This window comes from Pseudodesulfovibrio karagichevae (assembly GCF_041414475.1).
In the GTDB taxonomy this organism is placed as follows: Bacteria; Desulfobacterota; Desulfovibrionia; order Desulfovibrionales; family Desulfovibrionaceae; genus Pseudodesulfovibrio; species Pseudodesulfovibrio karagichevae.
Genome location: NZ_JBGLYH010000009.1, coordinates 1 through 20,882 on the forward strand (window position 1 = coordinate 1; position 20,882 = coordinate 20,882).

Annotated in this window: 15 protein-coding genes and 1 pseudogene; 8 read left to right on the forward strand and 8 right to left on the reverse strand. The window is 63.8% G+C overall.

All coding sequences use genetic code 11. The annotated features are described in order from the left end of the window. Nucleotides 1-430 precede the first annotated feature (430 nt). Nucleotides 431-907 (reverse strand): DoxX family protein, encoded by a 477-nt coding sequence (locus AB6M95_RS04935; RefSeq protein WP_371385627.1) that lies wholly within the window; start codon nucleotides 905-907, stop codon nucleotides 431-433. 268 nt (nucleotides 908-1,175) lie between these two features. On the opposite strand from AB6M95_RS04935, the gene AB6M95_RS04940 reads away from it, so the two are divergent. Both AB6M95_RS04940 and htpG read left to right on the forward strand, forming a co-directional pair. Then, nucleotides 1,176-1,784 carry a MerR family transcriptional regulator gene (locus AB6M95_RS04940; protein ID WP_371385628.1) on the forward strand — a complete coding sequence of 203 codons (609 nt, stop codon included), beginning with the start codon at nucleotides 1,176-1,178 and terminating at the stop codon, nucleotides 1,782-1,784. A gap of 118 nt (nucleotides 1,785-1,902) precedes the next feature. Then, a complete protein-coding gene (htpG, locus tag AB6M95_RS04945; RefSeq protein WP_371385629.1) occupies nucleotides 1,903-3,792 on the forward strand; it encodes a molecular chaperone HtpG in 1,890 nt (629 codons plus the stop codon). A gap of 248 nt (nucleotides 3,793-4,040) precedes the next feature. Here htpG and dgt read toward each other — a convergent pair whose 3' ends face one another. Both dgt and AB6M95_RS04955 read right to left on the reverse strand, forming a co-directional pair. After that, entirely contained in the window at nucleotides 4,041-5,369 is a 1,329-nt protein-coding gene (gene dgt / locus AB6M95_RS04950) for a dGTP triphosphohydrolase (RefSeq protein ID WP_371385630.1), read from the reverse strand. A gap of 200 nt (nucleotides 5,370-5,569) precedes the next feature. Beyond that, nucleotides 5,570-5,794 (reverse strand): flagellar biosynthesis anti-sigma factor FlgM, encoded by a 225-nt coding sequence (locus tag AB6M95_RS04955; RefSeq protein ID WP_371385631.1) that lies wholly within the window; start codon nucleotides 5,792-5,794, stop codon nucleotides 5,570-5,572. 576 nt (nucleotides 5,795-6,370) lie between these two features. Between AB6M95_RS04955 and AB6M95_RS04960 the strand changes: the two genes are divergently transcribed. Together AB6M95_RS04960 and AB6M95_RS04965 are read left to right on the forward strand one after the other, a co-directional pair. Beyond that, nucleotides 6,371-7,561 carry a PhoH family protein gene (locus tag AB6M95_RS04960; RefSeq protein WP_371385632.1) on the forward strand — a complete coding sequence of 397 codons (1,191 nt, stop codon included), beginning with the start codon at nucleotides 6,371-6,373 and terminating at the stop codon, nucleotides 7,559-7,561. Nucleotides 7,562-7,610: 49 nt separating this feature from the next. Next, a complete protein-coding gene (locus AB6M95_RS04965) occupies nucleotides 7,611-8,738 on the forward strand; it encodes a lytic transglycosylase domain-containing protein (protein WP_371385633.1) in 1,128 nt (375 codons plus the stop codon). A gap of 111 nt (nucleotides 8,739-8,849) precedes the next feature. Here the strand turns inward: AB6M95_RS04965 and AB6M95_RS04970 are convergent, their stop codons facing one another. Further along, nucleotides 8,850-9,644 (reverse strand): hypothetical protein, encoded by a 795-nt coding sequence (locus AB6M95_RS04970; protein ID WP_371385634.1) that lies wholly within the window; start codon nucleotides 9,642-9,644, stop codon nucleotides 8,850-8,852. Between the two features lie 161 nt (nucleotides 9,645-9,805). On the opposite strand from AB6M95_RS04970, the gene AB6M95_RS04975 reads away from it, so the two are divergent. Beyond that, the gene (locus tag AB6M95_RS04975) at nucleotides 9,806-10,759 is read left to right on the forward strand and encodes an acyltransferase family protein (RefSeq protein ID WP_371385635.1); all 954 of its coding nucleotides are present in this window, start codon (nucleotides 9,806-9,808) and stop codon (nucleotides 10,757-10,759) included. A 92-nt stretch (nucleotides 10,760-10,851) separates the two neighbouring features. Here AB6M95_RS04975 and ald read toward each other — a convergent pair whose 3' ends face one another. From ald to AB6M95_RS04990, 3 genes are all read right to left on the reverse strand, one after another. After that, nucleotides 10,852-11,964, reverse strand: coding sequence for an alanine dehydrogenase (gene ald, locus AB6M95_RS04980; RefSeq protein WP_371385636.1), 1,113 nt, complete (start codon nucleotides 11,962-11,964; stop codon nucleotides 10,852-10,854). 46 nt (nucleotides 11,965-12,010) lie between these two features. After that, nucleotides 12,011-12,493: an Lrp/AsnC family transcriptional regulator gene (locus tag AB6M95_RS04985; protein ID WP_371385637.1), complete on the reverse strand. Its 483-nt coding sequence runs from the start codon at nucleotides 12,491-12,493 to the stop codon at nucleotides 12,011-12,013. Nucleotides 12,494-12,653: 160 nt separating this feature from the next. Continuing rightward, nucleotides 12,654-14,099 carry a HoxN/HupN/NixA family nickel/cobalt transporter gene (locus AB6M95_RS04990; RefSeq protein WP_371385638.1) on the reverse strand — a complete coding sequence of 482 codons (1,446 nt, stop codon included), beginning with the start codon at nucleotides 14,097-14,099 and terminating at the stop codon, nucleotides 12,654-12,656. A 152-nt stretch (nucleotides 14,100-14,251) separates the two neighbouring features. Here AB6M95_RS04990 and AB6M95_RS04995 point away from each other — a divergent pair, with 152 nt between their 5' ends. The 3 genes and pseudogenes from AB6M95_RS04995 to AB6M95_RS19735 all read left to right on the forward strand — a co-directional run bounded on the left by AB6M95_RS04995 (nucleotide 14,252) and on the right by AB6M95_RS19735 (nucleotide 18,650). Further along, complete coding sequence (locus AB6M95_RS04995; RefSeq protein ID WP_371385639.1) at nucleotides 14,252-14,962, forward strand: substrate-binding periplasmic protein; 711 nt, start codon at nucleotides 14,252-14,254, stop codon at nucleotides 14,960-14,962. Between the two features lie 94 nt (nucleotides 14,963-15,056). Beyond that, nucleotides 15,057-16,988: a sensor histidine kinase gene (locus tag AB6M95_RS05000; protein ID WP_371385640.1), complete on the forward strand. Its 1,932-nt coding sequence runs from the start codon at nucleotides 15,057-15,059 to the stop codon at nucleotides 16,986-16,988. A gap of 495 nt (nucleotides 16,989-17,483) precedes the next feature. Next, nucleotides 17,484-18,650: pseudogene (locus AB6M95_RS19735) on the forward strand (RHS repeat domain-containing protein). A gap of 750 nt (nucleotides 18,651-19,400) precedes the next feature. On the opposite strand, the gene AB6M95_RS05015 reads toward AB6M95_RS19735, so the two are convergent. Further along, the gene (locus AB6M95_RS05015; RefSeq protein WP_371385643.1) at nucleotides 19,401-20,867 is read right to left on the reverse strand and encodes an Rne/Rng family ribonuclease; all 1,467 of its coding nucleotides are present in this window, start codon (nucleotides 20,865-20,867) and stop codon (nucleotides 19,401-19,403) included. Nucleotides 20,868-20,882: the final 15 nt, after the last annotated feature.

Below are 20,882 nucleotides of genomic sequence, written 5' to 3' on the forward strand. Positions count from 1 at the left end.
GAACAACCATCGCTGATCCATAGGTTTGACCTCATTCCAGGGCATGGGCACCTCCAGGCTCTCATGCCCAAAGTGTTACCCATGTTCCCGGGCTAATGTGTTACCTATGTACCCGGGCTGTACCCCCCTCTCCCCTTCCCCCGGACCCCCATCCCCTCTTCCTTCCTAAACTTTTTGGGTCGCTTCGCGAGTGGGGTGCGCGGGGAGTTTGATTGTTCCAACACGCCGTCTTCTCGGGTTGTTTTGGACCTCGTCCTCCCTGGCGGCGTGGGTGCCGTCCCGAAGTGTTCGCGCTCGCCCAAACTTTGCGCACAGCTGCCCCTGCCATCCGGGCCCATCCGCGCCGCAGGCGCAAAAGAGGGATGCAAGGGTGCGAACCCTTGCCCGCCGGAGGCGAAATCACCCGACCAATCCGCCGAAGGCGGTATCCTTACTTCTTTTCCCCGAACAACCGTCCCAACGACCACGGCCTGAAACAAGCTGTGCGGCGTTGGAGGTAGAGCAGCGCGCAGCCCGCGAGCATGACGGCGTCGCGGATAAAGGCGGCCAGGGGGCCGGTGGGGGCGTTGTCGGTGTTCTTGGGGGTGCCGAAGCAGCCGCAGTCGGCGTCCAGGCCGAGGTACAGGGCGTAGAGCAGGACAACCATGAACCCCAACAACTGTGCGACAATGATCAGCAACGCGCCGCGCACGTCCAGGGCGAGGCAGAGCCCGGACAGGATTTCCACGCAGGGGATGGCGTAGGACAAAAAGCCCGCCATCTTCCAGGAGACCAGGCCGTAGATGTTGATGGTCACGGCGAACCCCTCGGGGTGCATGAGCTTGAGCGTTCCGGCGTAGACGAAGAGCAGGCCGAGGACCACCCGGACGGCGGTGTAGAGGGTCTTGGAGGCGAGCGGCGATTTCATGGTGGTGTCCTTTGGGGCTCGTTGCAGAGACCCGGCGACCATAAGGCGTTCCGCGCCCGAGTGCAAACCCGCGCCGGGGGGTCGTGTTGTCTACGAAAAGTCTAGAAAAAATCAAGAATTTCAACCGCAACGGCTTGCGGTTTGTTGTTGTTTAGAAAAACTATGTGAAATGAGTATGATGGAGTCTGTTTTTTCTTGTTTAAAAGCGGTATTTCCGGTACTCCAATGAAAAACAACAAGGACCGCAAGCAAGCCAAGGGAGTGTGACATGAGCGGCAAGAAAGTCCTTTCCGTGGCCGAGATCGCCCGCGAGCTCGACCTGCCGGAATCCACGGTGCATTACTGGAAGAACCGGTTCGCCCAGCATCTGCCGAGCGTGGGGCGCGGCCGCCAGAAGCGATTCAAGCCCGAGGCGGTGGAGATCTTTTCGACCATTTCCCGGCTGCTCAAGGAGGGCCATACGGCCCGCGACGTCATGGACCGGCTCTCCCAGGACTATCCGCTCCAGGCCGACGCCGTGCCCGCGACATCGGGAGGCGGGCAGCCGAATCTTCAGGCCGCCGGGTCCATGGACCAGGTCATGACCATGGCCGCGGCCATCGGCATGGAGATCGCCAAGTCCGTGGGCGAGGGCATCCGCTCGGTGCTGGCCGCCGAGAGCGGGGGCATGCCCGACGTGGCCGACATCCGCGAGGGGCTGGAGGAGACCGCCCTGCGCATCTCCGCAGCCATGCAGGAGACCGCGGCGCTCAAGGCCGAGAACCGGGAGCTCCGGGAAAAGCTCGCGATCATGGAGTCGGAGATGGTCCGGTTGCGCAAGGATCGGCGCGAAATGGAAAAATACCTGCTTGACAAGATAAAATCCGTATCTACTTAGTTCCTGTTCCCGGGACGCCATTCCCGAACATACTCTCTCTATGAAAAAGTCCCGCCGGGTGCGCGATAGCCGCGCATCCGGCGGGCGCGCATCTCATCCCGTACGGAGGTATCTTTTCATGGGCAAGAAAACCACCCACAAATTCAAGGCTGAGGTCAGCCAACTCCTCGATATCCTTGTGCACTCGCTGTACACCAACAAGGACATCTTTCTTCGCGAGCTGATTTCCAACGCGTCCGACGCCCTGGAGAAGGCCCGCTTCAAGACCCAGGCCGGGGGCGAGACCGACGAACTGGCCCCGGAAATCCGCATCACCGTTGATGCCGACGCCAAGACCCTGACCATCACCGACACCGGCGTAGGCATGACCCGCGACGAGTTGATGCGCAACATCGGCACCATCGCCCACTCGGGCACGGCCGAGCTGGCCAAGCTGGCCGAAGAGGGCAAGGAGTCGCTGGATTCGCTCATCGGCCGGTTCGGCGTGGGCTTCTATTCCGTGTACATGGTCGCCGACGAGGTCACCGTGACCACCAAATCCATGGACGCCGACGCCAAGCCCATCGCCTGGACCTCGGACGGCCGCACCGACTACAAGCTCCAGGACCTGGACGAGGACCGTCCCCACGGCACCGAGATCACGGTCAGCCTGAAGGAGGACCTGGCCTCGCAGTTCACCAACGAGGCGCACCTCAAGCATGTGGTCAAGACCCACTCCAACTTCATCAATTTCCCCATCTACGTGGGCGGCGAGCGGGTCAACACCATCCAGGCCCTGTGGCGCGAGCCCAAGTTCCAGATCAAGCCGGAGCAGTACGCCGAGTTCTACAAGTTCCTGACCTTCGACCCGGACGATCCCTTCGACACCCTGCACACCTCGGTGGACGCGCCCGTGCAGTTCAACGCGCTCATGTTCATCCCCAGGCACGGCGACGACCCGTTCGGCCTGGGCCGCGACAACCGCGGACTGGACCTGTACGTCCGCCGCGTGCTCATCGAGAAGCAGAACAAGGACCTGCTTCCCGAGTACCTGGGCTTCATCAAGGGCGTCGTGGATACCGAGGACCTGCCCCTGAACATCTCGCGCGAGACCCTGCAGGACAACCTGCTCATGCGCAAGATCAGCTCCACCCTGGTCAAGCAGGTGCTCGACCATCTGGGCAAGATGGCCAAGGACGACGCGGACCGCTACAACGAGTTCTGGCGCGCCCACGGCGAGCTGCTCAAGGCGGGCTACATGGACTTCCTGAACAAGGACAAGTTCGCCGGGCTGGTCCGCTTCAATTCCTCGGCGCTCGACGACGACAAGGGGCTGACCTCCTTCGCCGACTATATCGCCCGCGCCAAGGAGGACCAGAAGGAGATCTATTATGCCTACGGCCCGAGCCGCGAGGCGCTCTCTCTGTCCCCGCACCTGGAGGTCTTCCGGCGCAAGCACGTCGAGGTCCTGTACCTGTATGAGCCCATCGACGAGTTCGTCATGGACGCCCTGCGCGAGCATGACGGCTTCACCCTGGTCTCGGCCGAGCACGCGGACATGGCCAAGCTCGACAAGTTCGAGTCCATGGAGAAGGAGGACAAGCCCGAACCGCTGAACGAGACGCAGAAGGGCGAGCTGGACAAGCTGCTCAAGCGCATGAAGGACGCGCTCGGCGACGCCGTGACCGAGGTCAAGGCCTCCACCCGGCTGTCCGAGTCCCCGGTCTGCCTGGCCAACCCGGACGGCAACGTGACCTCGTCCATGGACAAGATCATGCGCGTCATGAGCAAGGACACCTCCATCCCCAAGAAGATCCTGGAGATCAACCCGGACCATACCCTCATCCGCAACATGCTGGCCATCCTGGAGAAGGACGAGAACGACCCGTTCATCGACCAGGCCGCCAACCAGCTCTACGAGTCCGCCCTGCTGCTCGAAGGCTACCTGACCGACCCCCACGCCCTGGTGGGCCGGGTCCAGGACCTGCTGACCAAGTCGAGCGGCTGGTACGTGGCTTCCGAAAAGTAGCTCCGGCGCAACATATCGAAAAAAAACGGATTCGGGATTTCCCGAATCCGTTTTTTTATGCCGTCGCGCCCGGAGCAACCGCCTGGCCGCAGATTATAACGGCAGAAAAAACGCTGGCGTGCTATGGAGTGGACAAGTGCGAATGTCCCGTCCATGTCGGGCCGAGGGAAGGGGTGGGCATTGCACCTCCTCACGCGAAGCGGCCGGTTCCGGAATCGTTCCGGGCCGGCCGTTTCCTCGTCCGGCGCTCAGTATCCCAGTCCCAGGAACTTACGGCACAGGTCCGTGGCGTAGTGGTCGGTCATGCCGGAGATGTAGTCCACGATGGCCATGACCAGCCGGTAGTCGTGGAGCTCATCCTCCGGGATGTCCTCGAAGAGCTCCGCGCCGAGCAGGGCCCTGACCTTGGGGTTGACGGACACCCGGGGCGGCCGCTTCGATTCGTCAACGTCGACCATGGTCCGGTCCAGGAGCAGGTCGAGGGCGTTCTGAGCGCCCAGCTCCAGGACGGCCTTGCGGCGGGAGAGGAACAGCCGGTCCTCGATCCCCTTGTACGCGTCGTGGATGGTCCGGCAGATGCCGTCCGACATGTCCATCAGGCTGGCCGAGTGGTCCAGGGAGCCGTCCATGACCGCGTCGTAGTGGGCCTTGAAGATGCCGACCGCGTCCTCGGTGGCGAGGCCGATGAGGGTTGCCCGGATGATGCTGTTGCGCTGCCGGAAGTGACGTTTCCGGTATCGCTCCGTCCGCTCGGGCGTGGCGTCCAGGCCGAGCGGGCGGGCAAACTGTTCGTACATGAATTCCCCGGACAGGATGCCGAGTTCGGTGGCGTCCTCCATGTCGATGATCCGGTAGCAGATGTCGTCCGCCGCCTCCATGAGGAAGGCCAGCGGGTGGCGGGCGTAACGGCCGCCCTTGTCGATCAGGCCCAGGGCACTGGCCACGCTCCGGACGGCGTCCGCCTCGGTCCGGAAGATGCTGAACTTGTCCTTGCCCGCGTCGAAGGTGGACGGCCAGGGGTACTTGAGCAGGGCGCCGACCACGGCGTAGGTGGGGTTCATGCCCTCCTTGTAGAACCCGGTGCTGAGCATGGTCCGCACCGCCATGGCGTTGCCGTCGAACTTGGTGAAGTCGGTCAGCAGTTCCGGGCTGAGGAACGCGGCGAGATTGGAGCGGGATTTGAACCATTCCTTGATGGCCGCCTCGCCGCTGTGGCCGAAGGGCGGGTTGCCGATGTCGTGGGCCAGGCAGGCGGCCTGGACGATCTCGCCGATGTGGACCGGGGTGATGCCCTCGGGCAGCTCGCCGTTCTCCTGCAGGAAGCCGCCGACCAACTCGCCGAGGCTCTTGCCCACGGTGGCCACTTCCAGGCTGTGCGTCAGCCGGGAGTGGATGTGGTCGTTCTCGTTCAGGGGGTGGACCTGGGTCTTGCGCGACAGGCGGCGAAAGGCGTCGCTGAAGATGATGCGGTCCACGTCCCGCTGGAAGGGGCTGCGCAAGTCCTTTTGCCTGCTGTTCCAGTCCGTGCGCGTGGCGTCGAGCAGCTTGTTCCAATCCATACGGGGTGCGGAGCCCATGGGCGTTCCTCCGGGGCGTTGTGCGGTTCTTGGTGAGCCTGGACAACTCATCAGATTATCCCGGACCGGTCAACTCTCCGGAGTCTCGGCAAAAAATGAAAGGCGTTTCGGGGGGCAAAGGGGAGGGTGCCCCTTGAAAAAACGGCGGGGCCGGGGCGGGACAAATCCCGCCCCGGCCCCGCGTGCCGATGCGTTTTCGCCTACAGCGTCGGGTCCATGGCCGAGGTCAGCAGCCTGGCGATGTCCATGACGTCGGGCTCGTAGCGGCCGGAGTTCACCGCGGCCTTAAGCCTGGCGATCTTGACCGCACGCTCCTCGGCGGTGTCCCGGTGGCGGCCGGTGTCCACTTCGTCGAAGGCGTCGAGCACGCGCTCGGTCTCCATATGGGCCGCGGACGGTCCGCGGCGGTCGTCGTAACCCTTCATTAACCCCTCCCTGGGTTATTGAAGTCTGCGGGAAGGGCGTCAGGCGCCCTTCCCCAAGGTCTCCCCTCATCCGCTGCGACAGCCCCGACCGCATCCTTGCGACCGCGTCCTCCCGCAACCAGGCGGATGCGTTTCCCGCCTCCCGGACAGGGCCGGGAGGGCTTGGTTGCTTCTCTTATCGGACGCGGGGCGTGAATTCTTAGGGTAATAGAGCACATTTTACGTATTAATGTTATCTATTGATTCCAGGCGGATAAACGCGACGGATTTCACCTTGCCGAAGTGGGGCACAGCCCATTCCCCAAGGGTTTCAGGCGGTTTTCGGTACACGCCCACCCGGGAGCCGAGGGCCGCGACGCAGGCCGTCCGTCCGCCTCGGATCGTCACCGGTTCGCCATGACGGAACCCCGCCTTGTCGGGCATCTTGCGTCTAGACTTTCTCGTGAAAACTGGTCATGGTTTGTATAACGGTTGAACCTAAGCGGAGGCTTGCAATGAAATTGATTCGCTGATTCCCGGCACGGGTGCCTGGTCGTGAAAAACCCTGGAATCAACATCAACCTCGGACGGGGGATTATGGCCCAGAAGCATTTTGTCCTCGACACCAACGTCCTTATTGAAAACCCCAAATGCATCATCGCCCTACGCAACGGGGTGGAAAACCAGATCTACATTCCCTACACCGTCCTGGGCGAACTGGACGGACTGAAGAAAGACCCGCGCATCGGCCACATCGTCTCCCAGGCGGTGCGGGCCATCCTCGAAGACGAAGCCGTCAACATCTTCCCCCCGGACTTTGCAGAGACCCTCACGGACCCCGTGATGGACGACCGCATCCTCAAGGAGATCCTCCACGTGGGGCCGGAAGAGGCGACGCTGATCACCAACGACCGCATCCTCCAGATCAAGGCCAAGTGCTACGGCATCCCGAGCGAGGAATACCGCGACTCCGACCCGTTCCGGTCCGAGTCCCAGCGCTACACCGGGTTCGTGGAGGAGGGCGAGGAACCCGTGCGCAACTGTTTCCGCTGGGAGAACGGCACCCCGATCTTCTACGGCCCCGAAGGGCCCAAGGAGGTCAGCTACACCCACGAGATATGGGGGGTGAAGCCGCGCAGCGTGTACCAGAACCTGGCGCTCGAGCTGATGCTGTGCGACGGCATCGACCTGGTCTCCATCCAGTCCGAGGCGGGCTACGGCAAGACCTTCCTGTCGCTCGCCGCCGCCCTGTATCTGATGCTGGAACGCAAGGACAACCCCTACCGCAAGATATATCTGGTCAAGCCGGTGGTCGAGATCGGGGCCAAGATGGGCTACCTGCCCGGCGACATCGAGGAGAAGATGCTGCCGTACATCAAGTACGTCCAGGACCTGCTCATCAAGCTCCACGACATCCGGCCCGCCAACCGCATATTCATGGACCCGACGGGCGACTCGTTCAAGTTCAACCCCAAGAAGTTCGAGGTTCAGCCCGTGGCCTTCCTGCGCGGCATGAACATCGAGAACGCGGTGGTCATCGTGGACGAGATGCAGAACCTGTCGCGCGGCGAGACCCGCGCCCTGCTGACCCGCATGGGCGAGGGCGTCAAGTGCATCTGCCTGGGCGACACCCGGCAGGTGGACAACCCGTACCTCAACGAGTCCAACAACGGACTGAACTGGACAGTCCGCAAGCTCAAGGGGTACAAGAACTATGCGCACATGGTCCTCAAGGGCGACCGTTCGCGCGGCCCCATCACGGATATCGTGCTGAAATCGAAACTGTAATCGGCCTCGGGCAGGGGGCTTCCCCTGCCCGGCCCCGACGGGAGCATACATGCCCAGGCGGCACCCCGCTCTCCCGCTTGCGGCGGGACTGATCCTCTTCTGCTTCGCGCTGCTCGCGACCCTGTCCCCCCCGGCCCGGGCCGGGGACCTCGAGATGCTCGCGCCCATGCGGGCAGCCGCCTTCCCGTCGCTCGAATCCGCCATCCGCATCAAGGGGCCGCTCTATTTCTGCGGCGAGTTCGTGCCCCTGCACCTGCCCGAGGTGCGCGAGCGGCTGGAAAAGGAACTCCTGCTCATGCTCTGGGACCGCGCCCAGGTCATCCTCTGGCTCAAGCGCACGGGCCGTTACTTCCCGCACATCCAGACCGTGCTGCGCGGACGCGGCATGCCCGACGATCTCAAGTACATCGCGGTCATCGAGTCCGCGCTCAAGCCCAGGGCCGGGTCCAGCCAGGGGGCGTGGGGGATCTGGCAGTTCATCGCCTCCACGGCCTGCAACTACGACCTGACCGTGGACCGCTTCGTGGACGAGCGGCGCAATTTCTATTTCGCCACGGGCGCGGCCGCGTCCTATTTGAATGACCTGCACGAGCGGTTCGGCGCCTGGACCCTGGCCTGCGCGGCCTACAACATGGGCGAGCAGGGGCTGGAGAGGCAGATCGACATGCAGGAGGTCAAGGACTACTACCACCTGCACCTGCCCGAGGAGACCCAGCGCTACGTGCTCCGGGCCATCGCGGCCAAGCTCATCCTGACCGACCCTGCGCGCTATGGCTTCGATCTGCACCCCGAGGACTATTACAAGCCGCGCAAGTTCGACCGGGTCAAGCTGCGGGCCAAGTATCCCACGCCACTGACCCTGGTGGCCAAGGCGGCAGGCACCTACTACAAGGACATCCGCGACCTCAACCCGCAGCTGCTGGGCGAGATCATCCCGCCCGGCCAGCACGTCCTGTTCCTGCCCGAGGGCGCGGCCGAGGACTTCGCCGAGCGCTACCACCCGCTCATGGCCAAGTACCGCGAGACCCTCAGGCCCGAGACCTATGTGGTCAAGCGCGGGGATTCCCTGACCGAGATCGCCCGGGAGCACGACATGAGCCTGTTCCAGCTGTGCAAGCTGAACAATCTCGGCAGGCGGGCCACGATCCACCCCGGCCAGAAGCTGCTGGTCCAGTAGTTTCGGTTCTGCGAGAACAGGGCGGGGCGTTCCGTACGCCGCTTTAGCCGGACGCGATCGGCCGTGCCGTTGCGTTCCCGGTCTCTCCCGTGCCCGCCGCGCCGCCGGGCGTCAGTGCGACGCGGACGTCCGCAGGCGGGCGGCCTTGAGCGCCATGATCAGGGCGAGGGTGGCGGTCACGGCGGCGAGCAGGGCGAGGGAGAAGGCGGCGAATACCCCCAGCCGGACCATGAAGTTGCCGACCACCACGTAGAACAGGATGATCCCGAGGGCGCTGATGGCGTTGCCGCGCACGGCCGCGACCATTTCCGTCCTGCCGTTCAGTTTGTGCAGGAAAACGGTCAACGGCCAGGCGACCACGGGGATGGGGGAGAGCAGGCCGCTCCAGTGCGGGCCGATCAGATGCGCCAGGGCGGTGACCATGAGCAGCAATGCGGTGGACGCGACCATTCGAAGGGGAATGCTCCACGAAGGGGTCTTGGGGGACGGGGCCGGTTTGTCGCCGGTGGCTCCTGTGCTGCGGATGATCGCCCCGATCAACAGCAGGTCCGCCGGGATGGCCCAGTTTGCAAAGGGGGCCTGGAACGTCAGCAGGGAGCAAACGGCGAAAAAGGCCAGCGAGGCCAGGCAGCTCATGAGCACGGAGACGGTTCTGGTGACGTGGAGGTAGAAGCAGTAGGTCAGCAATACGGCCGTCAGCCCGGAAAGCGCGGACGAGGCGGCCCGCTCGGCAAAGGGAGCCCCCTGCTCGATGGCCAGGAAAAACATGATCGGGGCCGAAGTCAGGGGGAGGCCGGAGATGATCCCTCCGACAAACCCGCCCCATTTCCTGGCCGCCAACGATACGGCGAGCATCATCACCGGGGTTACGGTGAGCTTGATCAGCAGGAGCTCAAAGGGGGACATGGTGCCACGTGGTAATAAAAGTATCGATGTTGGATGACCGGCGTGAAAGCCGTCCGTATTCCTACCCGCCGGGCGGTCCGAATGCAAGCGCGGCCGTCTCGACCGCCGCGCAGGGCATGGCTCCGCTTCCCCGCCCGCGCCGAGTCTGTTAGAAGGAAGCCATGACCGGCCGCGACATCCGCACCGACAACGCCAAGGGGCTGCTCGTCATCCTGGTGGTCCTGGGGCATCTGGTCTGGCCCGTGCCGAGCGGCGATCGGGGGACGGACGCCTTTTATATCTATGTCTATTTCTTTCACATGCCTATGTTCGCCCTGATCTCTGGCTGGCTGTCGCGGGTGGAGCCGGGGCGGGTGGCGCTGGTCCGCAACGCGCGGCTGCTCCTGGCCCCGTACGTGGTCTTCTTCGCCCTGCATACGCTCATCCTGCGGCTCTTGGGCGAGCCGCCGTACCCCTTTCTCCAGGGACTCTACGGGCTGTGGTACCTGCTCAGCCTGTTCGCCTGGCGGGCCATCCTGCCGTACGTGCGGCGCATCCCCTTCGCCCTGCCCGCGAGCATCGTCCTGGCCCTGGCCGTCGGCTTCGTACCGTTCATCGGCCTGGACCTGAGTCTGTCGCGGACCGTGGTGCTCCTGCCGTTCTTCCTGGCCGGGCACCGCCTCAGGGAGCGGGGCATCGCGCCCACGGCCGTGTTCGGCCGCCGGGCCGGATGGGCGCTGGTGGCGGCCGGACTGCTGCTGGCCGTCTGGCTTTCCGGGTACAATTTCCAGCCCATGCTCTACGGCAACGGGCCGTACGCGGCCCTCGGGCCCGGTCTGGTCGTGGGGCTGGTCGCCCGCGCGATCCAGCTGGCCGTGGCCTTCGGCCTGGGCTTGGGCGAGCTTGCGCTCATGCCGGAGGAAGAGAGCTGGCTGACCCGCATCGGCCGCCACTCCCTGCACGTCTACCTGCTGCACACCCTGGTGCTCGTGGCCTACCGCCTGTGGCCCGCCGCATACGGCGTGCTCGGCTCCAGGGTCTGGCTCCAGGCCTTCGTGGCCGTGGGCCTGGCCTGGTTCCTGGCCAGCCCCTTTGTGGTCGGAATCACGCGGCGGCTGGTCGCGCCCCTGGGCTGATGCGCGGCTCTGGGCTGATGCGCGGCCCCGGAAAATGAAAAAGACCCCGGTCCTGCGACCGGGGTCTTTTTGTATGCATTATGCCGTCGGGGCTACATCTGGGCGAGCGCCTCATCCGGGGTGATGGATTCGATGTCCAGGGCGGCGCCCACGGCCGGACAGGTCAGCTTGCCGTCCCAGGTGTTCAGGCCCAGGGCCAGTCCGGCGTCGTCCTTGAGGGCGTCGAGGCCCTTGGCGGCCAGGCGCAGGGCGTACGGAGCGGTCTGGTTGACCAGGGCGAAGGTGGAGGTGCGGGGCACCGCGCCGGGCATGTTGGCCACGCCGTAGTGGACCACGCCGTCGATGACGTAGGTCGGGTTGTCGTGGGTGGTGGCCTTGGTGGTCTCGATACAACCGCCCTGGTCCACGGCCACGTCGACGATGACCGAGCCTTCCTTCATCAGGGGCAGCATGTCGCGGGTGATCAGGTTCGGGGTCTTGGCGCCGGGCAGCAGGACCGCGCCGATGACCAGGTCGGCGCGCTGGACCATCTGGCGGATGTTGGGCTCGGTGGACATCATGGTGGTGATGCGGCCCTGGAAGACTTCGTCCAGGTACTGCAGGCGCTGGTGGGAAAGGTCGAGGATGGTCACGCGCGCGCCCATGCCCATGGCGATGCGGGCCGCGTTGGTGCCGACCACGCCGCCGCCCAGCACGAGCACTTCGGCGGGGTACACGCCGGGCACGCCGCCCAGCAGGATGCCGCGGCCGCCCTGGGTCTTCTCCAGGTAGTGTGCGCCCACCTGGGTGGCCATGCGGCCGGCGACCTCGGACATGGGGGTCAGCAGGGGCAGGGTGCCGTCGGCGGACTTGACGGTCTCGTAGGCCACGCCGGTGGTGCCGGAGTCGAGCAGGGCCTTGGTCAGCTCGGGAGCGGCGGCCAGGTGCAGGTAGGTGAACAGGAGCAGTCCCTTGCGCAGGTACTTGAACTCGCTGGACAGCGGCTCCTTGACCTTGATGACCATCTCCGCGCCCCAGGCTTGTGCCGCGGAAACCATCTTGGCGCCGGCGGCCACGTATTCTTCGTCGGTCAGACCGCTGCCCAGTCCCGCGCCGGCCTCGACCAGCACTTCGTTGCCCTGACGGACCAGGGATTCCACCGCGCCGGGGGTCATGGCGACACGGTTTTCCAACGTTTTGATTTCCTTCGGGATACCGATAATCATCTGATGCTCCTTTGCAAAGCTCTCCGCCCTCTCCGGCGGCTGAACGTTATTTGGTGAAGGTTTCAATCACGGCGTCGGGCAACAGCAGCCACTTGCGCCGGGATTTCATGACAACGAACGATTCGGAGGCGTTGATGCCGCCCACCTGGGAAAGATCCTGGTCCAGGAACTGGTAGAGGTCGTCCATGCCTTCCTGGCAGACGATCTCCACGATGATGTCGTAGCGCCCGGTGACCACGGCCGCCCAGTTGACCCGGGGCAGGGCCCCGATCTGGTCCAGTTTTTCGCCGAGCTGCTCGTGGCTCATCAGGCTGATGCCCACCAGGGCCACGGTCAGTCCCTTGACGCGCGTGGGGTTGACCAGCCCGGCCACCTTGAGCGCGCCCGCCTGCATCAGGTTCTTGAGCCGCGAGCGGACCGTGGGTGCGGTCACGCCCGTGGCCCCGCCGATCTTGCCGGGGGAGAGCTGGCCGTCACGGGTCAGCTCGGCCACCAGCCGCTTGTCTTGGGAATCCAATGCATTTTTCATTTTTGTCAGTCCGTATTTTCTTTTTGGAAAGCGTTGTGGGGTTCTTTTTACCTAAAAGTAAAAAATATTGTCAATTGTTTTTTGTGAGCAGGAAGTACGGCCCAAGGCGGCCGTTGCCGGGCGCGGGCCGGTGGTCGGGGGGACCTCGGGAGGGTCGGAATCAGGCGGTCAGGGAGCCGATGAACAGGGCGGCGCCGAACAGGCCGATGGCGGCCGCGCCGCAGATGGACAGCCCGGCGTGGATGTAGCCGAACAGGCGGCGGTTGCGGCCGGACAGCGTCAGGGCGGTCTTGCGGGCGCAGACCGCGAACCAGGCGAACAGGGTGGTGGTCAGGCCCATGCCCAGGGCCATGACCAGCAGGGCCGCCACCCCGGTCCAGAAGATGTTCAGGCCGATGGCGAAGGCCAGGATGACCGCCGCGCCCGGGCAGGGGATGAGCCCGGTGACGAAGGACACGGCCAGGATGGAGCGGACGTCGCCGCCCCCGGGCTCGGCGTGGGCGCAGGCGTGGTCAGTGAGCAGGCCGCCCCGGCGCAGATCGAGCAGGCTCTTGCCCAGCAGGAACAGCCCCATCAGGGCGAGCAGCCCGTATCCGGCGGGCTGGATGGCCCGGCTGGCGGCCGCGAACCCGCCCATGCCCGAGGAGAAGAGCAGGTAGGCCGCGCCCACGGCCAGGGCGGCGGAGCCCATGTGCACGAAGGTGATGGCGTTGCCCATGAGCGCGCCGCGCAAAAGCGACCCGGGGCGGCTCAGGAACCAGGAGCAGACCACGGCCTTGCCGTGCCCCGGCCCCACGGCGTGGACCACGCCGTAGACAAAGGACAGGGCCAGGAACATCCACAGGGGAGCGCCCCACGGGTCGTCCTTCAGCCGCGTGCCGAACCCGTTGAGCCGTTTGGTCAGCTCCTTCTGGGTGGACCGCACCAGACTCATGAGCCGGGCGAGCGGTCCGGGGCCGTCGGCGGTGCCCGCAAGGTCGGCCGCCACGGACGGGGCCGCGCCGGGCGCGGCAGTGACGGCCAGGTGCACGGCGTCGGGCACGATGTACTGCCAGTAGGTCTGGTCCTTGGCAGGCCGCACGGCGTGGCTGACCGAGATCCCGCCCTTGACGTCGAAGCGGATGCCGTTCTCGGCGTAGATCATGTCCGTGTAGTATTCCCTGTCGAACACGGCCATGCGGAAGTCGCCCAGCCGGTCCACGGGCAGGGCGAGGGGCACGTCGAAGTCGTAGACGAAGCGGTTCCCGTCCAGGCTTGCACGGAAGTGCTCGACCTTGACCGGCAGCCGCTTGCCGCCGGTCTGGATCAGGGTGAAGTAGTGGTAGTTGGACAGGTACGAAAACGCCCCGTCGCGGATGGTCGCCTGGCCCTCGGGCGTAGCCAGGGCGGCCGCGTCCAGCCCCAGGTCGCCCAGGATCGCCCGGGTGAATATCTCGTCGAAGAGCCACCTCTGGTGCACGCTCGACAACCCGGCGTCGTCCAGGTGGAAGGTCAGGGACACGTCCACGTAAACGTGCGGATGGGCCAAGGCCCGGTTCGGGGCCGCCAGGCACAGGGCGGTGAGGAGCAGGGCTGCCGTGAGCCATGTGGTTGTGGGCGTGCGCATGGTCGAATCCGGCACAGATACGGGACGGCCGGGAAGAAGGCAAGCCGAACGGCTCCCGCGGATCGCGCCGCGCGCGTTGCTTTTTCGGGGGATGCGTTTTAGATTATCGCATGCCCCATGGTTCGCCCCATCCTCCTCTGCGACCGGTCCTGTTGCTGCTTTTCCTGTCGCTCCTGTCGTGCCTTCCGGCCCCGGCCTTCGCCCAGGGCGATGGGCTGCGCATCGTGACCATGGAGCTGGGCGTGTGCGGGCGCATGGAGGAGGGCCGCCCGAGTGGGTTCTGCTACGACCTCGGCAACACCCTGGCGATCAAGGCCGGGTTCGAACCGCGCAACCGGCTCGTGCCCCTGGCCAGGGGGGTGGAGGAGATGGTCTCGGGCAAGGCCGACATGATGATCACCCCGCCCGAGGGCGAGATAGCCGACCTGGCCGAGGACATCGGCCCGGTCAAGGCCATGACCATGGTGGCTTGGGCCAGGGTGGAGACGCCCCTGCGCGGCGTTCGGGACCTGGCCGGCAAGACCGTGGCCGTGCTCCGGGGCTCGCGCCACGAGCGGGACCGGGCCCGTGAACTGAAATACATTCCCTTTCCGTGCAAGAACCACGAACTCGGCTTCAAGATGCTCATGGTCGGGCGGGTGGACGCCGTGATCGGCCCATTGACCGGGCTGACCGAGGCGGCCAGGCGGCTCGGCCTGCATCGCCGCTTCCTGGGCGAGCCGCTGATCCTCGAACGGGATTTTATGCGCGTCTACGTCTCCAAACGGCTGCCGCAGGCCGAGCGCGCCCGTCTGCGCAAGGCGCTGCACCGGCTCATCGAGGACGGCACCGTGGCCCGGCTGCGCGACCGTTACCCATTATAACTGTGATGACAGGTTGCGGGGAGTCGTGTACAGCCTCTCAGGAGGATGCGCGATTCGGGAGTTGTCCCCTCATTCCCCTTTTTCCGGAAAACAGATGCGAGCAGACAAACCCAAGAGAAACCGGCCTCTCCTGACCAGCAGGTCCATCTCGCGGGACCTGACTCTCAGCCTGGTGGTCATTGTCATGATCATCGCCACGGCGCTCGGCGGTTTCATCTACTGGCAGCAGTCCCAGGAGATGTGGGACACGGCCGAGAAAAAGGGCGAGGACACCATCTCCTCGGTGGCCGAGATCCTGGCCGTGCCCATCTGGAACCTGGACTACGACAACGCCCGCCTCATCGGCTCGGTCTACACCCACGACGACATGGTTCAGGGCATCCGCATCTACGGCTCGCGCAACGAGGTGGTCTTCGCCCACGAGAAGTTCTCGGGCACGCCCGCCGATTTCAGCAAGGTCCGGCCCATCATTTTCGAGGGCCGCACCATCGGCCGGGCCGAGATCGACTTCACCCTGGAGCGCGAGAAGAAACGCCTCGACGAGCAGATGTTCGTGTCCATCATCATCATCGTCGTGTCCATCTCCGTCATCCTGGCCATCACCGGCCTGCTCCTGCGCGTCTTCCTGAACAAGCCGCTCATGGTCCTCCAGTCCGGCATCGCCCGCGTGGCCAAGGGCGACTTCTCCTACGACTTCGGCGAGGTCTACCACGCCGAGCTGCTGGAAATCGCGAAGCGGTTCCGGAGCATGTCCATCGAGATCGAGGGCCGCGAGAACAAGCTCCAGACCATGAACAAGACCCTCCAGGAAGCGGAGGAGAAGTACCGGTCCATCTTCGAGAATGCCATCGAGGGCATCTTCCAGGCCACCCCGGACGGCGTGCTGCGCCGGGCCAACCCGGCCATGGCCCGCATCTTCGGCTACGACTCCCTGGACGAATTCCTGTCCAACGTCCGCTCCTTGAGCTCCCGGATCATGGTCAATCCGGACCACATGCAGGGGTTCTTCGACCGGGTCCGCGACCAGGGCGAGGTGAAGCGGTTCGAGGCCGAGTACTACCGCCGCGACGGCAAGACCATCTGGGGCTCGCTCAACGCCCGGGCCATTCACGACGAGGACGGCAACTTCGTGTTCGTGGACGGCATCCTCGAGGACATCACCGACCGCAAGAAGGCCGAGCAGGACCTGGCCGACCTGAACCGCCACCTGGAGCAGCTGGTTCGCGAGCGCACCGAGGACCTGGTCAACAAGGCCCGCGAGCTCGAGGAGGCCAACCAGCGGCTGCGCGAGTTGGACGAAATGAAGTCCGCCTTCCTCTCCTCGGTCTCCCACGAGCTGCGCACGCCCCTGACCTCCATCCTCGGCTTCGCCAAGCTGCTGAACAAGGAGTTCACGCGCAACTTCCTGCCCCTGGTCAACCCGGACAGCAGCCTCGCGCGCAAGGGCAAGCGCATCCGCGAGAACCTGGCCATCATCAGCCACGAGGGCGAGCGGTTGACCCGGCTGATCAACGACGTGCTGGACCTGAACAAAATCGAGTCCGGCTCCATGGGCTGGCGCGACGAGGTCCTGGGCATGAACGAGGTCATCGAGGTGGCCGCCAGCTCGGTCTCGGGCATGTTCGCCCAGACCTCGCTTGAGCTGCGCACCGAGATAGAGCCCGGCCTGCCGCATATCCTCGCCGACCGCGACCGCATGCAGCAGGTGCTCATCAACCTGCTCAACAACGCCTCCAAGTTCACGGAGAAGGGCTCGGTCACCCTGCGCGCCTTCCCGCGTTTCGGCCAGTTGCGAGTGGAGGTGGTGGACACCGGCACCGGCATCCACCCCGAGGACCAGTCCCAGATATTCGAGAAGTTCCACCAGACCCACACCGACGACACCATGGTCAACAAGCCCAAGGGCACCGGCCTGGGCCTGACCATCTGCCGCGAGATCATCGAGCACTACGGCGGCCGTATCTGGGTCGAGTCCGAGGTCGGCGTAGGCTCCACCTTCATCTTCACTCTGCCTTCCATGGAGTAGGGCGGCTTGCGATAGCGGGCCATCTGCACATTTTCCGAGGGCCCGCCTGATCCTCACGTACTGGGGTACGCTGCGGTCAGGCGGACCCTCGAAAAATGCACATCTGACCCACTCTCCCAAGCCTATCCATAGCGCGGTAAAAGAGCCGCTGTCGGGTGCTGCGCACCCGATTCGCTCCAAGGGGGAAGGGTATTCTCGAGTCCGCAGGGCCTTGCCGAAGGCACACAAAAAGCTTTGAAGGGGAGTCCAGAGGGGAAACTTTCTCGAAAGTTTCCCCTCTGACCGATCGCTGCTGTCCTCATCCGTAGGGCTCGAAGACTCGCCAACGGCTGGAGGCCCGGAGGTATTCCTTCCCCCTGTCAAGTTGCTTTTTTATGCTTATCGGGTGCTTTTGGGCGTCATTCTTCGACAAAACAGGGTGTTGGCGAAAACCGGGGGTATGCTGGTTTGGATTCCCGGGGGATGATCCTCGGGAACGAAACCCGAGGAGGCATGATGAGCTTACCTTACACCCTTGAGTTGAGGCGCGGCCAGGACGGGCGCATTGTGGAGAAAACCGAGACGGTCAGGGGGCGCAAGTCCACCTGGACCTATGCCTATGACGACGGCGGACGCCTGACCGAGGCGAAGCTGGACGGGCGGCTGATCTGCCAGTGCTGGTACGATCGCGAGGGCCGCCGGATACGGGATTATCTGCCCGCTACCGCTGGGGCCAACTACCGCGACTACCTGTATACCCCGGACAACCGGCTGATGCGTGCGGGGGGTGGGCAGTATTCGCATGATGAGCGCGGGTTCCGGTCCATCTGGTCGGACAAGGGCGTGTACACCCTGTACGAGTACAGCCCGGACTATCGGCTGCTCAAGGCCGAGGAGGAGGACCGGGACAAGGTCTTCACCTTTGCTCACGACGAGGACGGACAGCGGATTGCCAAATACCTGAACGGCCAGCTCGTCGAGGCCTACCAGTGGCTCGACTTCGTGCGCTAGGCCGCCTTCCATGACGGGCGGCATGCCTATGAGTTTGCCTACCGGGACGGCGAGCGCACGCCCTTCGCCATGCGCCGCGACGACGGCGAGGTGGCCGGGCTGTTCTACGATCAGGTCGGCTCCCTGCGCGTGGTTGCCGATATGGACGACAACGTGATAAAGGAGGTCCTGTACGACCCGTTCGGCGGGATCATCGAGGACACCAACCCGGACCTGCGGGTGCCCTTCGGCTTCGCGGGCGGCCTGCACGATCGGGACTTGGGCTTTGTCCGCTTCGGCTGGCGGGACTACGACGTCAGAACCGGCCGATGGACCGCCCCGGACCCTATCGGCGACAAGGGCGGCGACCCGGACTGGTACGGGTATTGTCTGGACGATCCGGTGAACGGGGTTGATCCGCTGGGGTTGGACGCGACGGCAGCGCATTCGGGTGCCGGGGCGACAGGGGCCGACAGCGGCTCGGGGAAGGCCGACGGCTTCTGGAATGGTCTCTTGGACTGGGTCGTTCCCGACGTTTACAAGGTCGGAACGGAAAAACAAAAGAAGGCTCAGGAACTCATCAAAGGGACAATGAAAAGAAAGCTTGCCGACTACAGGGCGTTTGCCGATTTCCCGGATCGGATCGTGACCCCGATTCAGGCCGTGGGCGAATGGAACAAGACAAGAAAGTGAGCACGGATCGGTTGAGGCCCTCTTTTCGGGGCCTCAACTTCCAGGGAGGATTTTCCCGTGGTATTTAAAATGGTAAAAATTGCACTGGTGGTTATGCTGTGTGTTTTGGCAAACCACTCGTTCGACTATGACGGCCACTATAGTTCAATGGCATTGTTGCTCATACCACCGTTGGTGAGTCTGCTCTTCATATTGTCTTCACGTATTTATTGTAATGAATTACACTATAAGAAATATTATTTTATATATTCATTATTTCTCTTCATATCTGCGGCATTGATGTCTGCCGCAATATTTTCGCAAAAAACAGTTACCTTAATGAACGTACATTTCATATATTATTTGTATATTCTTTGCTTATTTTATGTATTGACAATATTAAATGAAAGTGTCCTGGTGATTGTCCCTGTAGTGACGTTCTTCTGGTCGTTGTACAATACAGTAACATTTATCCAGTACCCACATTTTGAACTGTTCTACTGGACAATGTTTTTTCTTGTCCACGTAGTTTACATAGTTATTTGCAGTTATGCCTACATGGCGAATTTCAAATTGTACGAGGTCGGCAAGTAGCCGTCCCTGCACGACCGGGACCTGGGCTCAATCGTTTCGGCTGGCGCGACTACGACGTCAGGACCGGCCGATGGACCGCCCCCGACCCCATCGGGGAGAAGGGCGGCGCCCTGAAAACAAAGCCCCCGTCCCGATAAATCGGGACGGGGGCTTTTCTTGTTTCGTGTCCGGGGACGGCTACTCGTCGTATTCGTACTCGATGTCGATGTGGATGGACTTGTTGTAGCGCTGTTCCAGATCGGCCAGGATGCCGCGTTTGTTGTTCAGCAGGTAGATGGCCAGTTCCTCCTCGCAGTCGAACTCGACCTCCTCGCCGCCGGGCTTGCGCAGGTCGCGGTGGATTTCCTTGAGGGCCTGGAGGGCCTGCCATTCCATGTTGCGGCGGATGCCGGTGCCCTTGCAGCAGGGGCAGGGCTCGGTGGAGATGGCGATGGCCGAGGAGCCCAGCCGCTGGCGGACCAGTTCCATCAGGCCGAAGGACGAGATGCGCGAGACGTCGGTCCGGGCGCGGTCGTTCTTCATCTCCGCGCGCATGACCTTCTCCACCTCGCGGCAGTCCTTGGGGTTCTTCATCTCGATGAAGTCGATGACCACCTGGCCGCCGATGTCGCGCAGCCGCAGCTGGCGGGCGATCTCGCGGGCGGCCTCCACGTTGGTCTTGAGCGCCATCTTCTGGAAATTCTTCTCGCCGCCGATCTTGCCGGAGTTGATGTCCACGGCGGTCAGGGCCTCGGTGGCGTCGAAGACCAGCCGTCCGCCCGAAGGCATGGACGCCTCGCGGGAGTAGATCTCCTGGACCTGCTTGGTCAGGTTGAACCGCTCCAGCAGGGAGAGATCGCTGTCCTCGTGCAGCCGGACCAGGTTGTTCTTGCGCGGGAAGGCCAGCTTCACGAACTGGTGGACCTGGTCAAAGGTCTCCTTGTCGTCCACCCAGATCTCGGTGATGTCCAGGGTCAGGTAGTCGCGCACGGCCCGGGCGGCCAGGCCGAGCTCCTTGTAGACGATGGCCGGGGCCTTGACCTTCTGGGCGTTGGAGCGGATGTCGGTCCACAGCCGGTTCAGGTACTTGTAGTCGCGCTCCAGCGCGGCCTTGGACTGGCCCACGGCGGCGGTGCGGGCGATCAGGCCCACGCCCTCGGTGGTCTCGAATCCCTCCAGGGCGGCCTTGAGCCGGGAGCGCTCCTTCTCGTTCTCGATCTTGCGGGAGACCCCGATCTGGTTGCGGCCCACGGTGTAGACGAAGCTGCGGCCGGGCAGGGAGAGATAGGAGGTCAAAAAGGCCCCCTTCTTGCCGGTGGGCTCCTTGACCACCTGGACCAGGACTTCCTGGCCGGGCTTGAGCACCTTCTGCATCAGCGGGAAGCGCTGGCCCTTCTTGGTGGGCACGTCGTTGACGTAATATTCGGGGTGGACCTCGTCGATCTGCAGAAAGCCGTTGCGCTCGGCCCCGTAGTTGATGAACGCGGCCTGCAGCCCGTTGTCGATGTTGTGGATGTAGCCCTTGTAGATGTTGCCCTTGGTCTTGGCCTGATGGACCATCTCAACGTAGTATTCGTTGACCTTGCCCTCTTCGGCTATGACGACCTCTACCTGTTCTCCCGGCAGCACGGAGATGAACATCTTCTGCCGTTTGTTCTTGGTCATGGAAACCTCGTGACG